Source organism: Vibrio sp. M260121 (assembly GCF_036533715.1).
Classification (GTDB): Bacteria; Pseudomonadota; Gammaproteobacteria; order Enterobacterales; family Vibrionaceae; genus Vibrio.
Genome location: NZ_JATABF010000006.1, coordinates 1 through 13,983, shown reverse-complemented (window position 1 = coordinate 13,983; position 13,983 = coordinate 1). Strand labels below are relative to the sequence as shown.

Annotated in this window: 13 protein-coding genes and 3 pseudogenes; 7 read left to right on the top strand and 9 right to left on the bottom strand. The window is 43.9% G+C overall.

Going from position 1 to position 13,983, the window contains the following annotated elements:
• Positions 1–26: 26 nt before the first annotated feature.
• Positions 27–347 carry an STAS domain-containing protein gene (locus QTO06_RS05435; protein WP_331407083.1) on the bottom strand — a complete coding sequence of 107 codons (321 nt, stop codon included), beginning with the start codon at positions 345–347 and terminating at the stop codon, positions 27–29.
• A 317-nt stretch (positions 348–664) separates the two neighbouring features.
• Between QTO06_RS05435 and QTO06_RS05430 the strand changes: the two genes are divergently transcribed.
• Positions 665–1,507 (top strand): DNA ligase, encoded by an 843-nt coding sequence (locus QTO06_RS05430; protein WP_331407082.1) that lies wholly within the window; start codon positions 665–667, stop codon positions 1,505–1,507.
• Between the two features lie 7 nt (positions 1,508–1,514).
• Here QTO06_RS05430 and QTO06_RS05425 read toward each other — a convergent pair whose 3' ends face one another.
• Both QTO06_RS05425 and QTO06_RS05420 read right to left on the bottom strand, forming a co-directional pair.
• Positions 1,515–2,531 (bottom strand): DUF3080 domain-containing protein, encoded by a 1,017-nt coding sequence (locus tag QTO06_RS05425; protein ID WP_331407081.1) that lies wholly within the window; start codon positions 2,529–2,531, stop codon positions 1,515–1,517.
• Between the two features lie 105 nt (positions 2,532–2,636).
• Positions 2,637–4,007 carry an MATE family efflux transporter gene (locus QTO06_RS05420; RefSeq protein WP_331407080.1) on the bottom strand — a complete coding sequence of 457 codons (1,371 nt, stop codon included), beginning with the start codon at positions 4,005–4,007 and terminating at the stop codon, positions 2,637–2,639.
• Between the two features lie 281 nt (positions 4,008–4,288).
• Here QTO06_RS05420 and QTO06_RS05415 point away from each other — a divergent pair, with 281 nt between their 5' ends.
• Positions 4,289–4,900, top strand: coding sequence for a riboflavin synthase subunit alpha (locus QTO06_RS05415; protein WP_331407079.1), 612 nt, complete (start codon positions 4,289–4,291; stop codon positions 4,898–4,900).
• Positions 4,901–5,017: 117 nt separating this feature from the next.
• Here the strand turns inward: QTO06_RS05415 and QTO06_RS05410 are convergent, their stop codons facing one another.
• Together QTO06_RS05410 and QTO06_RS05405 are read right to left on the bottom strand one after the other, a co-directional pair.
• A complete protein-coding gene (locus QTO06_RS05410; protein WP_005427574.1) occupies positions 5,018–5,212 on the bottom strand; it encodes a CPXCG motif-containing cysteine-rich protein in 195 nt (64 codons plus the stop codon).
• Positions 5,213–5,464: 252 nt separating this feature from the next.
• Positions 5,465–6,331 carry a fructosamine kinase family protein gene (locus QTO06_RS05405; protein ID WP_009706070.1) on the bottom strand — a complete coding sequence of 289 codons (867 nt, stop codon included), beginning with the start codon at positions 6,329–6,331 and terminating at the stop codon, positions 5,465–5,467.
• A gap of 224 nt (positions 6,332–6,555) precedes the next feature.
• Here QTO06_RS05405 and QTO06_RS05400 point away from each other — a divergent pair, with 224 nt between their 5' ends.
• Both QTO06_RS05400 and QTO06_RS05395 read left to right on the top strand, forming a co-directional pair.
• The gene (locus QTO06_RS05400) at positions 6,556–7,524 is read left to right on the top strand and encodes a response regulator (protein ID WP_331407078.1); all 969 of its coding nucleotides are present in this window, start codon (positions 6,556–6,558) and stop codon (positions 7,522–7,524) included.
• Positions 7,524–8,339, top strand: a pseudogene (locus tag QTO06_RS05395) (diguanylate cyclase); the annotation flags it as partial. The gene QTO06_RS05400 and the pseudogene QTO06_RS05395, both read left to right, overlap by 1 nt.
• 67 nt (positions 8,340–8,406) lie before the next feature.
• Here QTO06_RS05395 and QTO06_RS05390 read toward each other — a convergent pair.
• Together QTO06_RS05390 and QTO06_RS05385 are read right to left on the bottom strand one after the other, a co-directional pair.
• Positions 8,407–9,729, bottom strand: coding sequence for an ISL3 family transposase (locus tag QTO06_RS05390; protein WP_331407077.1), 1,323 nt, complete (start codon positions 9,727–9,729; stop codon positions 8,407–8,409).
• A gap of 2 nt (positions 9,730–9,731) precedes the next feature.
• Entirely contained in the window at positions 9,732–10,370 is a 639-nt protein-coding gene (locus tag QTO06_RS05385) for an adenylosuccinate synthase (protein WP_208446517.1), read from the bottom strand.
• A 40-nt stretch (positions 10,371–10,410) separates the two neighbouring features.
• Here QTO06_RS05385 and QTO06_RS05380 point away from each other — a divergent pair, with 40 nt between their 5' ends.
• Together QTO06_RS05380 and QTO06_RS05375 are read left to right on the top strand one after the other, a co-directional pair.
• Positions 10,411–10,608, top strand: a complete 198-nt coding sequence (locus QTO06_RS05380) for a diguanylate cyclase (RefSeq protein ID WP_331407175.1) — start codon at positions 10,411–10,413, stop codon at positions 10,606–10,608.
• Positions 10,609–10,748: 140 nt separating this feature from the next.
• Entirely contained in the window at positions 10,749–11,093 is a 345-nt protein-coding gene (locus QTO06_RS05375; RefSeq protein WP_331407076.1) for a DUF3802 family protein, read from the top strand.
• A gap of 36 nt (positions 11,094–11,129) precedes the next feature.
• Here the strand turns inward: QTO06_RS05375 and QTO06_RS05370 are convergent, their stop codons facing one another.
• Positions 11,130–11,618 carry an NlpC/P60 family protein gene (locus tag QTO06_RS05370; RefSeq protein ID WP_009706073.1) on the bottom strand — a complete coding sequence of 163 codons (489 nt, stop codon included), beginning with the start codon at positions 11,616–11,618 and terminating at the stop codon, positions 11,130–11,132.
• A gap of 140 nt (positions 11,619–11,758) precedes the next feature.
• Here QTO06_RS05370 and QTO06_RS05365 point away from each other — a divergent pair.
• Positions 11,759–13,776: pseudogene (locus QTO06_RS05365) on the top strand (methyl-accepting chemotaxis protein).
• 68 nt (positions 13,777–13,844) lie between these two features.
• On the opposite strand, the pseudogene QTO06_RS05360 reads toward QTO06_RS05365, so the two are convergent.
• Positions 13,845–13,983: pseudogene (locus QTO06_RS05360) on the bottom strand (IS4 family transposase); the annotation flags it as partial.

Here is a 13,983-nt window from a genome sequence, read left to right as displayed (position 1 = left end):
CCAACCTCCGTATTAACCGGTATTTTTTAATGACCTTTTGAATTGACCGGGATAGCGTGATTGATGCGTAACAGGCTCATGATCTCCAATGGCTGTCCTGATACGTTTTCAATAATCATGCTACGCTCACGTTCAACTAGGCGCTTATATAGATAAACAATGGCACCAATCCCTGAAGAATCAAGAAATTGGACGTGTTGCAGATTGATTTCTACTTCCTTGTGATCGTCACTGTGAATCACCTCATCAATTTGATGTTGTGCTTGACGGCAGCCTTTTGCGTCTAGGTCACCAAAAAATTCGACAGTTAGTGTATTTGGGGTGGTCTCAAGTTTACGTAGTTCCATGATGCTTTCTCCATTTATTCTATTTCCTGATTTGGATAGAGCAGGGAACGTGCCAAATAAAAAATCCTTTAATTACAGGGAATTAAACAAATGTAGAGCGATGTTTCATATTGAGAATCTGGTTTTTCTCAATATGAGAATCAAAAAAGTGAATCCTTTTAGGGGGTTATAAATGCTAGTTCGATCTGAACTTTATGTATGAAGTTGCATTTATTTGTTTATGGGTGTTGCGTTGGATCGTAGAACGTAAAATGTGGGTTAGGCTTTTACAGAGAGGTACGGTTCAATAGAGGTGCTTTTTCGTAAAAGGTTCCCGCATGCCATTAAGAATGACATTGATTGCCCTCGCTGTAATAGCTTCCGCCCAGCCGCAAGCTGATCCCAATTTACTACCACCTGTTTCACTTGCCGATTCCTACCAAGACGGAATAGACGTATCCCAATACTGGTATAGCGAAAAGCTTGACGGTATTCGGGCGTACTGGACGGGACAACATCTAGTGACGCGAAATGGAAATCGCATTTACGCGCCAGATTGGTTTATCCAAGTGTTACCCGATTATCCTTTAGATGGCGAATTATGGGCAGGGCGAGGTAACTTCCACCTTGTTCAGCAGACAGTCTTAGATAGAACGCCGGTAGACAGTGCATGGCAAAGAATCGATTTTATGCTGTTTGACATGCCGTATTCGGCGGGTGATTACAGAAAGCGGTACTACAACATTCAGGACCTAGTGTTTGCGATTGACGCGCCTCATATTAAGTACGTTGAGCATCGTGCAATTCAAGATGAGAAACATTTGTTCGAACAACTCGACCAAATTTCGCAATCTGACGGTGAAGGTGTCATGTTGAGAAAGGTATCAAGCCGTTATCAGGCAGGAAGAGGCAGTGATTTACTCAAGCTCAAACGTTTTGAAGATGCAGAAGCCTTAGTGGTCGGTTACAAACCAGGGACGGGACGTTTACTGGGAATGATGGGAGCGTTATTGGTGCGTTTGAGCAATGGGACAGAGTTTTACATTGGCAGTGGCTTTACCGATGATGTAAGAAAGTCGCCGCCACGAATCGGCTCGACAATCACATTTCGTTTTAACGGCTATACCCATAATGGAAAACCACGATTTGCCCGATTCTTAAGAGAGCGAGTTCCTCAATAAATCGAAGCTACTGATTGCCAACACTCACACCGCAGCGTTTAAATAAGTCTTTCCAGAATTGCACATGCTCCAATGTCTTTTGTCGAAATTGGTCGTGTGCTTTTTCAATACCGTAATTTGCACCATGTGCGGCCATTCTTTGTTCGATTAAGTTAATCCCGCCATCGAGCTGCTGATAAGTACTGTCGACAAATGCCATGTAAGGTTGTACCTCGCCGACATAAATCGACTGAAATACGTTTCTCAAATAGCGAAACTGCGTGGTGTCTCGGTTAGCACCACAAATAATTTTGTCTTGGTTTGCTTCGAGCATTTGTGTGGTTTGTTCTAGCCAATGGGTCGCATCAATCAAGGTGTAATACAGTCGTCCAACGAGACGTGTTTTTTCAATCTCTTCTTGATAGTTCACTATGGTTACGTCGGGTAAGCGAGAAAGGGTGCGATAGGGCGTTTGGTAGATTTCATCCAAAGCTAGGAAAGCGTCTCGTACGTGGGCAACTTGGTCTTTGCTCTCCATCGGTAACCATTCAGACCCGGTTAATTGCTTGCGCATGGCATGGCTAGTCAGCAACATATTGTCGAGATGTACGCTTAGGTGATGCCATTTCTGATCGTACAAACCGTTAAGTTTTGTGCTTTCTTCGTCACTCAATGGGTAATCATTCAAACAACCATTCAGCGTTCTGAGCAGATTGGTTTGATAGTCGAAATCGTAAAAGGCGTCTTGTACTTTACCCAATTGCGAGTTCTTTTCTGCGAGCAAGTTGAACAGGCCACATTGACGCAATTGATAGCTTTCTAGTAGGCCAAGTGACAGGCGAGGGAGCTCTTGAAACAGTTCTCTTTTCTCAGGAACAGTGACAGCTGGAGAAGCCTCTAGCTCAGATTCTGATGTGTCTAACACGTTTGCTAAGCGTTGATTGTATTTTTCGAATACCGCTTTCTCTGGGTTAAACCATTCGTTACACCCACTGAGTAAGCTTGTCGATAATAAAAGAGTCGTAGCAACAAATGAACTTCTCACTGCATTTCCTTTTTAATCACTTAGATAAGTATACTTTGTGACGCGCGGGAGAGATCAAAAAAGCCAGCGTTCGCTGGCTTTAAAATTCGATAGTTGAAGTTTGAATTACTGCTGAGAGAAATTCAACTGCACTTCAGGGTCTTGGCGGTGCATCCAACGCAAGCGAATACCCAGTAGGAACGCAGCCGACGATAGACCAATGATAAAGCCTAGCCAGAAACCTTGTGCGCCCATAGGCTCAACAATCCAGTCTGTACGACCTAACACGTAGCCGATTGGCAAACCAAGCAACCAGTAGGCAATAAAGGTACGGTTGAAGATCGCGCGCATGTCTTTGTAACCGCGCAGAGCACCTGCCGCAATAACTTGCACCGCATCGGTACACTGGTAAATCGCTGCAAACAGCAATAGCACCATCGCCAGTTCGATAACTTCAGGGTTATTGGTGTAAAGCAGCGCAATTTGCTCGCGGAACACAACGGTTAGAATTGCCGTCATCATCGCAAGAGCAAGACCAACCATCACACCTACACGAGAAGCAACACGTGCACCATCTACGTTTTCTTCACCCAAACGGTGACCAACGCGGATACTCACTGCCGCACCCACACTCATTGGTAGCATGAAAACAAGTGAAGAGAAGTTAATTGCAACTTGGTGCGCGGCAACAATGATCGAACCGAGTGGAGAGACCAAAAGCGCAACCACTGCGAACAACGTCACTTCAAAGAACAACGCCGCAGCGACAGGGAAGCCCAGTTTGAATAGACGAATTTGAGCCTTTAGTTGAGGCTTGTGGAACTCGCCAAACAGGTTGATGCTTTTTAGTCGTGAAGAAGTGGTAACGTAAAGAAGCAGTAAGCCAAACATCACCCAGTAGACGATCGCAGTTGCAACACCACAACCCACACCGCCTAGTGCAGGTGCGCCGAATTTACCGTAAACGAAAATCCAGTTAAGTGGGATGTTCAACATCAAGCCGATAAAGCCGATGAACATCGCAGGCTTCGTTAGCGACATACCATCAGTAAAGCTGCGTAAAGTTTGGAATAGCAAGAACGCTGGTACAGCAAAAATAACCGCATGGATATAGCCAATGGTTTTCTCTGTCATTGCCGCTTCGACATCCATTAACCCAAGAATGAATTGGGTTTGGAATAACACTCCGATGATTGGAATGCTGATCAGTAGGGCAAGCACAATGCCTTGTTGGATCTCGAATGGGATTTTTACGCGGCGACCTGAACCGTTGAGCTGAGCAACCACTGGTACAAGCGCCATCAATAAACCCACACCAAATAGAATTGATGGAAGCCAGATACTTGCAGCCACTGATACCGCAGCCATGTCGGTCGCGCTGACGCCACCTGCCATGACGGTATCGACAAAGCCCATCCCCGTCTGCGCGACAGAAGCGATCAACACAGGGGTAGCTAATTTAATAAGACTCGATGCTTCTTCTTTATAGCGATGCACGAAATACTCCAGAGCGGAACAATATATTGTAAAAGAAATAATTTGAATCGAAAGAGAGTGCTCGAGGACAAAAGATGTGAGGAACTGATCTGATGGTTGATTTTAGTCACTATAAGGTGAAAAAATGCCTCGGTGGAACTCCGCGCAGATGATAAACAATTGTATGCTCAGATACCATACCCACAAGATGTGGATTTTTGGTTAATTGATAGACGATTGTAAAAACACTCAGCGGACGTTTAGCTTAGCTATCAGTCGCTTCTAACAAATAGGTAAAAAGAATGTTTACAGGAATCGTTCAGGGTACGGCTAAAGTCGTTCATATCGACAAGAAAGATCGCTTTCAAACTCACGTTGTTGAACTGGAAGGCGCATTAAGTGAAGGTCTTGAAATTGGCGCGTCTGTCGCGCACAACGGTTGTTGCCTCACCGTAACGAAAATCGAAGGATCGCAAATCAGCTTTGACCTAATGCAAGCGACACTTGCGCTGACCAACCTAGGCGAATTGGCAGAAGGCGACAGCGTCAACATTGAACGCGCAGCAAAGTTCGGTGATGAGATCGGCGGTCATAGCATGTCTGGTCACATTAGCTTGATGGCAGAAATTGCAGAAGTCATTGATACGCCAAACAACCGCACGATTTGGTTTAAGCTGCCAGAAGAGTCGATGAAGTACGTGCTTGCAAAAGGCTACATTGGCTTAGACGGATGTTCACTGACTATTGGTGAAGTCGAAGGCAATCGTTTCTCAGTACACTTAATTCCGGAAACGCTCGAAAGAACCTTATTTGGTCGTCGCCAAGTTGGTGAAAAAATCAACGTAGAATTCGATCCACAAACGCAAGCAATCGTAGATACGGTAGAACGTGTATTGGCAGCAAAGCAGCTTTAGTTCTGCGAGGAATAGCTAACTCTGTTTAACTAGGCAAAAGTAACAGGGTAAAAATAATAAAGGAGCCCTTGAGGCTCCTTTTTTGTTTCTTCTATTTTTAGGGGGGGATGTGAGTTCCTACTCGTAGTTGTCGTCGATGAACAGTTCGACCTTTTGCTGCAATTCATCAACTTTCATGTTGAGGTGAATCGCATGACAACAAGCCGGGCAGTCATCATAGAACTCTTGGTTACCATTACTTGCATCGAGAGTGATGCCGATTGAGTGCCCACAGTGGGGGCATTTCACATGTCTTTCAGTGTAATTTTGCATACAAAAACTCCTAGTATTGCAGGGCTTTTAATACTTTATTGTAGAGAAAATACAGCCCTTATTTACTCGCTTGTCTCTTAGGGTTAGAGATACAACGTAAGCCGAGTTACTTAGAATATTAGGTGCTCTTGTTGCTAATTGAGTCGAAATAAGTACAAAAGTTGACCCCAAACCCAACGTTGGGCTTGAGGTCTTTCTCTAGAGTGATATGTGTCGAAAATTTACACTCAGCAATGATCTTTTCCTTCCAAATCAATAAGAAATTATCTTCTTAATTATCGATTGCGCTTGTTCCAGATAATGCCCGCCAAACAGGTTGCAATGGTTAAGAACATGATAGAGGTTATAGATATCTTTACGTTCTTCATAGCCAGCCGAAAGTGGTGCAACTGATTCATATCCTTGATAAAAATCAGGTTGGAAGCCTCCAAATAACTCGGTCATGGCGAGGTCACATTCCCGGTCTCCCCAGTAACAGGCTGGATCAAAACTAATAGGCCCTGCAGGGGTCAGTGCAACGTTTCCATTCCAAAGATCACCATGCAGAAGAGAAGGCTGAGGTGAGTGATTTGCTAAAAGCTGTTTCACGACGTCAATAAAGTCATCGATATCAACCAAAGATACGCCTTTTTCTTTCAGCAATTGCAATTGCCACCCGATACGCTGCTCTGCGAAGAAGACGCACCATTTCTTGTGCCATTGATTTGGCTGGAGTGTCGACCCGATATAATTATCGCTGTCGAAACCGAACTCTTTTTGTTCGCCCCATAAGTGAAGGCGAGCCAGTTGTTGACCAAACTTAAAGCTGTTGCTGGCATCTTCAAGCGGTTTGGTTGGGAGGTAATTAAGAATAATAAACGAGTGCGTTTTAGTTTTACCGACTAAAACGACTTCAGGGACAAATAGAGTAGAGGTTTCACGCAAAAGGTGAAGGCTTTCTGCTTCTACTTCAAACTTGGCTAAGAAATCCCGATCATTAAGTTTGACGAAATAGCGTTGCTCTCCGTCATTGATCATGTAGCTTTCGCTAATGTCGCCGCCTGAAAGTTTCACTTTCTCGGTGATTTGATATTCAAACATTAAGGTATCAGAAAGCTGTTGCGATATTGCTTGCCACATACAAAACCTCGCTCATCTATTTGACCAACAATAGTTTAGGATAAACGGCGGAAGATTGACGCGCACTTGAGCAAACTTCGACAATAAATACGTCGCTCATAGTGAAAAATGTGCATAAGTGTGAATCATGTCGCCTATAACTCTATGATTTATCGACTTAACATATGGAGCTATTGAGATACAACGAGTATTATAATTTTTTTGACTTTAGTTCCATTAGTGGCATGAAAATACTGATTTGTGATGATTCGGCAGTCGCACGAAAGTTGATTTCCCGATCCATCGTACAAGATACATCATTGCACCTTCTCGAAGCCCAAGATGGTCACGAGGCGTTGAAAATCCTAACGGAACAAAATATTGACGTTTTGTTTCTCGATTTGACGATGCCGATAATGGACGGATTCGAGGTTCTAGAGTCTCTGCCTGTTAGCCAATATCAAACCAAGATTGTCATCGTTTCGGGTGATGTCCAGCAAGAAGCCAAACAACGTTGTTTAGATCTTGGTGCAATAGACTTTATTGCGAAACCACTCTCTGAAGAACAAGTCGTTCCTTTGTATGAAAGTCTGGGGTTGCATTACGCCTTTAGTTCTAGTGTTGATATTGAACCAACGCCAAACATAGAAATTACCCCGTTGTCTAAGTTCCGTGAGGTGGCCAATATTGCGCTAGGTAAAGGTGCAGCAATCATGGCGGATCATCTGCGCGAATTTATTCAACTGCCTGTACCTCATGTAGGGCCGCTTTCTTATGGCGAGCTTCATATGACGCTGGTGGATGTGATCGGGCGTGATAGTTCTGTAGCGGTTGCCCAGCGATTTGTCGGTGGCGGTATCCACGGTGAAGCACTGGTTTGCTTGCGCGGTAAAGACATTAACCAAATTGGTGAGCGGTTAGGGTACTTGTTAGAGTTTACGCCACACAATGAAATCATCTTAAACGTATCTAACTTGTTGGTTTCTTCTTTCCTAACGTCTTTAGGCAACCAACTGGATAAGCAATTCTCTCTGCGTCAGCCAGGTATCATTGAAACCATTACGCCTTTCAGTGAAGAAAAGGGCGAAGCTGGCCAACTCTTTACCATCGAATACACCTACATGGCAGAGGCACTCGACTTTGAGTGTGAAGTTCTGTTTTTGATAGATAAATCATCCGTAGAAATCATCTATGAAATCATGGAGTTAATCTAATGTCCGAAATCACGCTGGACATAGCAGACTTTCACTGGGTTACCCAAATCCTGGATACCATGGACTCTGGGCTTATTGTCCTCGACCAAGACTATAAAGTCTGCGTTTGGAACAGCTTTATGCAGTCGTACAGTGGTATTTTGTCGCAAAACATTCTTGGAGAGTGTTTATTTGACCATTTTGAAGATCTCCCGAGAAGGTGGTTAGAGACAAAACTCAAGACATCAGCAGATTTAGAAACACGTTCATTTTCTAGCTGGGAAAACCGACCATACCTTTTCAAGTTCAACAACTTTTCTCCGGTTTCTAACAGCAGCAACTTGATGTTCCAAGACATTGTGATTACGCCATTACGCTCGTTGTCAGGTGAAATTAGCCATATTGCAGTTCAGATTAATGATGTTTCAGAAACGGCGCGTAACCGTATCCATTTGAGAGAAACTAACCAACACTTATCGGAAATCAGCCGTAAAGATGGTCTCACTGGTCTATTTAATCGGGCTTTTTGGGAACAATCTCTGAAGGACGAATTTGCGCAACTTAAAGTGATTGAAGGGGCGAGCTCGTTAGTGATCTTTGATATCGACCATTTTAAAAAGGTCAACGATACCTATGGACACCACACGGGGGACGAAGTGATTCGTCGTACCTCAAGCTTGTTACGTAAAACGGCACGTAGCAGCGATGTATGTGGTCGTTTTGGTGGTGAAGAGTTTACGGTTTTGCTACCACATACTAATCAAGAGCAAGCTTGTTACTTTGCAGAACGTTTAAGAAAGCGAATCGAGCAAGAAATCGTGAAAGTTGAAGACTTTGGGTATTCGAAATAGTGTGAGTATCGATTAATAAACATACAGAATTGATACCCACACTTCACAAACCCTATTCGTGTGTATTTGGTTGTTTTTCAAGCAAAGTAACCATGTCTCTAAACAGAGCTTTAAAGGCTCTATGTCTTAAGCCATGCATTGTTACTTTTGGATCGTCTTTCTTCAACAATTCGAACAGTGGATCATGGGTTGGTTTGTTCAAGGACTTCATTGACACTTCCAAGCCGCCTTTGTTGTAAAGCAGCTTCGCTCTAAGCACTTCAAAGCTATAACCACGACCATTCCTAAACACACCCTTGATTGTGTTGTTCAGACTCTCCGTAACAGCGTTGGTGTAAGGATAGTCCCACCAATTAAAGATAGGCTCATGCCAGTTATCAACGGCTCGTATGGCGTCTTTGAAGTATTTTCTGACAGGTGGTGTAGATACTGCTTTCCAGTTCTCCCAGTAGTCCTCAGCTTCTTTTCTGGTAGGCATATCCCACATATCGAGAAAAGCCTCTTTAGCGTTATACACTTCCATCAACGTTGGGTATTCCTCTGTCCAGAAATGGAATGACGCCAGCTCGTTTAAGCCCTTGATGTTTGCTCTACGCTTAAGCAGTATCTTTCGGTCATTCTTGAGCTTCTTACGCTCCTTGTCTGATAGTTCGGCTCGTATCGCCTTACGTGCTTTCTCCATAGCTTCACCAGCCATCTTGGCAACGTGAAAGCGGTCGATAACTACAACTGAATTAGGCAATAGCTGTTTCACAGCGCGGTAATACGGTCGCCACATATCGATACAGACGATCTCAATATCTTTCCATCCATTCAGCCTCATAATGGCTTTCTGAGTGGCATCCTGAGATCTATCTTTACGCATATCGAGTAGGGTTCTACGCTCAATATCCGTCATGACAAGGTGCATCTTCTTGCTGAAATGAGTCTCATCGATACCAAGAACGCGAGGAGCAAGCCAATCGTGCTTACCTTCGATAATATCCACGTAGTTGGCGAATACGTTACGTATAGTGCCTTCGGTGATACCCATTTCAGTGGCTACATGTGTAAACGGCACTTTCCCACACATTCGCATGATGTAGTCTTCTGCTCGTTTAGTCATACGAAAATCATTAGAGAGCCAGTCCAATTGTTCAAAGCGAGTCTTGCTACAATCCTTGCAGCGAAGTCGCTTTCTATCGAACTGAATCTTGATGGTTTTGCCGTACATACGAGTGTCGTTGTAAGGTTGGTTTACCTTGCCGACGATTACTGTATTGATTGATCCGCACTCGGAACAAGTGCGGTTAGGGGATATAGATTGAGCGTGGAATATACAGTGATCGTCATATTCTTCACGCTCAATCACTTTTAGGTTTTCGAGATTTAACATGGTTATCGAGAGACGCGAGGGATAGGTTTTTGAGATACGGCTAAGTCCTCAAGCCCTTTAATCATTTGTTCCATTTTATTCGGGAACTCAAGTTCATGAACCTTCGCCTCTAACTCCTTTACTTTCTTTTCAAGTCGTTGATTATATCGAAAAACATCGTTTAACTGTTCAAAGTTCCCCGATTTTGCAAGAAGTAGAGAAGCCATCCCAAGCTCTGCATCACGATTGCATTCAAACTTCCAATCAGAACTTTTACCTAACCTATGACCACGAACAACGGTTATCTTTCCTCTCAAACCAACATATAAAAGACCCCATTTATTCGGAAGTTCTGATTCAGATATTAACCCCTCTGGGCAGATGTAGTATCGAAAATTACCCATACCTAATTCTGGGTTAGCCCTAAACGGCTTGTTTCTATCTGCTAAAAAATCACTACGACTAACTTTTGCCTCTATGACTATGGTTTCAGTTCCATAAGCGGTTCTTAATCCGATCGCGTCAACAATTTCACCACCATTAGAACCAGATTGCACCTCTGAAAACGCATTAGGGCATCCACAACCGCCAGCACTATGCGAGCGCTTTAGCCAGCCAACTGCTTTTTTACATAAGTCGTTATGGGTAATTTCTTTTGCCATCAATACACACTCTTTTACGAATTAAACACATTTAAACTGTATCAGCGTTATCGACTTGCGTACACATCATTTTACGAATACCCAAGACTTTTTGATTAACTACACGATCAGTATCGGCGTTTGCGAGTATAAATCGTACTTCGAGAGTCACACACAATGGCTTAAGAGTGCCGATGCTGCGTTATATCGCGCTAAAGAAAATGGACGAAATCAAACCTGTTGTCATGAAGATGACTAACCTAATTGGTTGAAAACCATTCAGTTAACGCATCAATGCTTATTAATATGAAATAAGTTAATGAAATTTTCTCGGCATGTCTTACTATTGAAACTATTTCGCTTTCAGCTTCGAAGGCTTGCACTAAATGGAGAAAAACAGTGGTTGTAGAAACCGATGGATATCTCGCTCTAATCGAGCACTTGTCACTTCACTTAGATATTTTCACGTCTGAAATCGGTGACACAGGATCAGAAAGCATTGAAGATGTCGTGACTGACATGGTTGCGTCGAACATCATGGCGATATTCGAACAAAACCCAGAATTGCATTCAAGTGTGCGTTTTAAGTTACTAAAAGAAGCTGATGCGGTAGTAGAAGATTTGGGGGAAGTGCTTGCGGGTGTGTGGACGAAAAAAGCGACCAATGAACAGATCGCTTTTTTAGATGAATACATCGCGTTGGTGAAGAACTTGTTCGATACAGCTGTCGCGACCTACGACTGATTCCCCAATCTCTCGTCATTCCTATTCAAAGAAGAGTTACATTGTAACTCTTCTTACTTGCCAAAATTTCGATGCCCAATATGGGTTGTCGATTCTCGAAATGATCACGCCTTTCGATGTGGAAGCGTGCATAAACTGCTTATTTCCCAAGTAGATACCCACGTGGTATGTGCTTCTTCTGGTCTTAAAAAATACCAAATCGCCTTGCTGCGCATCAGACCAACTCATCTCAACACCTTGTTTTGACTGTTGACGCGTTGTTCGTGGCAATGACATTTGGTATGCCTCGACAAAGGCTTTTTGTACAAACGCAGAACAGTCTATGCCTGATTTTTTTGTACCGCCTAAACGATAGGGCGTGCCTTCCCATTCATTAAAAAACTGAAACAAGTCCTGATTGTCGGACAGAAGTTGGTTGACTGGAAGGGAGGCGTTTACTTGCGTTTCTGGGTCTGGGCCAGAAGAACACGCACTAAGTAGCGTACTGATTATTAAAGGGAAAAATATACGACGTACTTTGTACACAGGTCATCTCCATGACTTAAAACTGAAATATTAGTGTCATAACCAATGCCTACTATGGGCTGAAAATCACGTTTTTGTCTCACTTATGTGACGAACAAACGGAAAGTTGATTCAAAACCAAGAAAGAACATAAATTGATTATGACAGAGCGCAAACGTTTACGCCTTTCTCTTTCACTGATTCAGACTATCAGTGCAACATTTTTAACTATCATCGCACTTGTTATAGCCCTTTCTGTCTCAAGTTTCAAAGGAATGGAACAGATTGGCGAACAATTTAAAGAGTTGTCTCAAAAAGCGTTACCCATGGCAATGGCAAATGCGACACTCACAAGGAACGTTTAGAGCAGGTCAAACTGCTGAACTATGGAATGCAAATCACCGATCCGCATGAACTTCCTCTAATCACTTCTCAAATTGAAGAGCTAGCGCTGCAAAGTGACGGACTCATAGAGCAAACTTCCGGTGTTGCCGAACACCTATCAAGTATGCTCAAAGAAAATGTTGCTGAGTTGCATCAAGTCACCAATTCCATTTTATCGAAACAGTCTGCGGTGATTCAGATGCAAAGCGACATTAACTCGGCCGTCGGTGGGTTTCGATATGGTTTAAGTTCGATTGGTCCAGAGATGAACCGTATCAGCTCACTTCTAAGCAACGACAACCCTGAATCGAGTGATGCGGCAAATCGCTTCATTGCATCCGCAAGCTCGATGGAAAGCACTTTCTTGGTCATGATGATGCAAACCGAGCTAGAGAAAGCGGAGCAAGAATACAGAGAAATGCGAAACCGTATCGCTGGTATTAACCTCGCTTATGATGACTTTAAAGAATGGCACCCTGAAGTGACTGAGTTCGCCAGCCTAACTGCGCCTTATGAGATGGTACAGGCAGGCTTCAAAGATGGCGGGGTTTTGCGTTTGATTCTGGCGAAACTTGAGCAGAGCGAACAGCAAAAGGTCGAGTTTCAACGTGCCTCTCAGCTCTCAAACGAAACCATGTATTTGCTCGACCAAGTATCTGATTCCGCCTCTGCTCTGATTGATGAGCGTGAAACCATTGTCCACAGCACCATTCAAAACGTCAGTTTGATGGTTGTTGCTGCCGCTGGCGTTATCTCGCTCGTGGTGTTAGTGACTTGGTTTGGCCTCCGTACTTGGATCAATCGAGGGTTGAAAAACATCCTTACTCGTCTCTCCGCTTTAACGGAACATGATTTCCGAGATAGAGCGCAAGAGATTGGCCCGTTTGAGCTTAAAGAAGTCGCACGCAAACTCAATCAAGTTATCGATTCAACACACGATTCGATTTCTACCGTCACACGTAACTGCGAAACCTTGTACCAAACCGCTGAGATAAGCCACGATGCGGCCGAGCAAACAAATCAAAGCTTAACTTTGCAAAATGAAGCGCTGGCGAGCATGGTGACGACCATTACTCAGTTAGAAGCATCGATTAGAGAGATCGCGACGGTGACAAATGCCTCTTCCGAAGATTCGCATTTAGCGGCAGAACACACAGTGAAGGGGGTTGGTGTGGTAGAGCAAAACCGTCAGCGTTTGGAGTCTCTTGAAAGCTCCCTTAACTTGAACGAGCGGTCGATGTTAGAACTCGACCAACGAGTTAAGCAGATCCGCGAGATGGTAGACATGATCAGTGGTATTGCTGATAACACGAACTTACTTGCTTTGAATGCGGCGATTGAAGCGGCGCGTGCAGGGGAGCAAGGGCGAGGTTTCGCAGTCGTCGCCGATGAAGTACGCAAGTTAGCGAGTGATACGTCCCAACAAACCACAAATATTCGAGAGATGATGAATGAGCTGGTGGCTGCCGCAGAACGTTCACGTAAAGCGGTAAGTGAGTCGCGTGAAGAGATGGCGCATGCACTTCAATCGAGTCATGAAGTAAAGTCGGCTTTTTCGGATATCGATGCGGCGGTTCGACATATACAACTACGTGTCGAACAGATTTCTGTTGCGACAGAAGAGCAAGAACGAGCAACAGCCGATGTATCGCAAGCCATTACACATATTTCTGACCAAGGTGAATACACTAAACTCCAATTAGAATCCATGGTTGAAAGCTCGGAACAAGTCGCAGACATCGCGGGGCATCAACAAGCGATGCTGCATAAATACGAACTGCATCAAGTGAGTTGACCCAGCATTAGGTAAGACCAAACGAACTTCCAATACGACCAAAGGCAGGGCAATTGCTCTAATGCCGTTCACTTAAGGTGATCGGCATTGTTTTTTCTAGGGTATCGGCTTGGCTTTTTCTTAACGACTCTAGGGAAGGATCTTTCTCTCCTAGGTTCAAGTATTAAGCTCTCACTCATTGAGTAGAAGTGTTGGAGTTGCCTCGGG

Excerpts from the sequence above, each read along its gene's own strand:
- QTO06_RS05435 (WP_331407083.1), bottom strand. The coding sequence starts at position 347 with ATGGAACTACGTAAACTTGAGACCACCCCAAATACACTAACTGTCGAA.
- QTO06_RS05430 (WP_331407082.1), top strand. The coding sequence starts at position 665 with ATGCCATTAAGAATGACATTGATTGCCCTCGCTGTAATAGCTTCCGCC.
- QTO06_RS05415 (WP_331407079.1), top strand. The coding sequence starts at position 4,289 with ATGTTTACAGGAATCGTTCAGGGTACGGCTAAAGTCGTTCATATCGAC.
- QTO06_RS05410 (WP_005427574.1), bottom strand. The coding sequence starts at position 5,212 with ATGCAAAATTACACTGAAAGACATGTGAAATGCCCCCACTGTGGGCAC.
- QTO06_RS05405 (WP_009706070.1), bottom strand. The coding sequence starts at position 6,331 with ATGTGGCAAGCAATATCGCAACAGCTTTCTGATACCTTAATGTTTGAA.
- QTO06_RS05400 (WP_331407078.1), top strand. The coding sequence starts at position 6,556 with ATGAAAATACTGATTTGTGATGATTCGGCAGTCGCACGAAAGTTGATT.
- QTO06_RS05390 (WP_331407077.1), bottom strand. The coding sequence starts at position 9,729 with ATGTTAAATCTCGAAAACCTAAAAGTGATTGAGCGTGAAGAATATGAC.
- QTO06_RS05385 (WP_208446517.1), bottom strand. The coding sequence starts at position 10,370 with ATGGCAAAAGAAATTACCCATAACGACTTATGTAAAAAAGCAGTTGGC.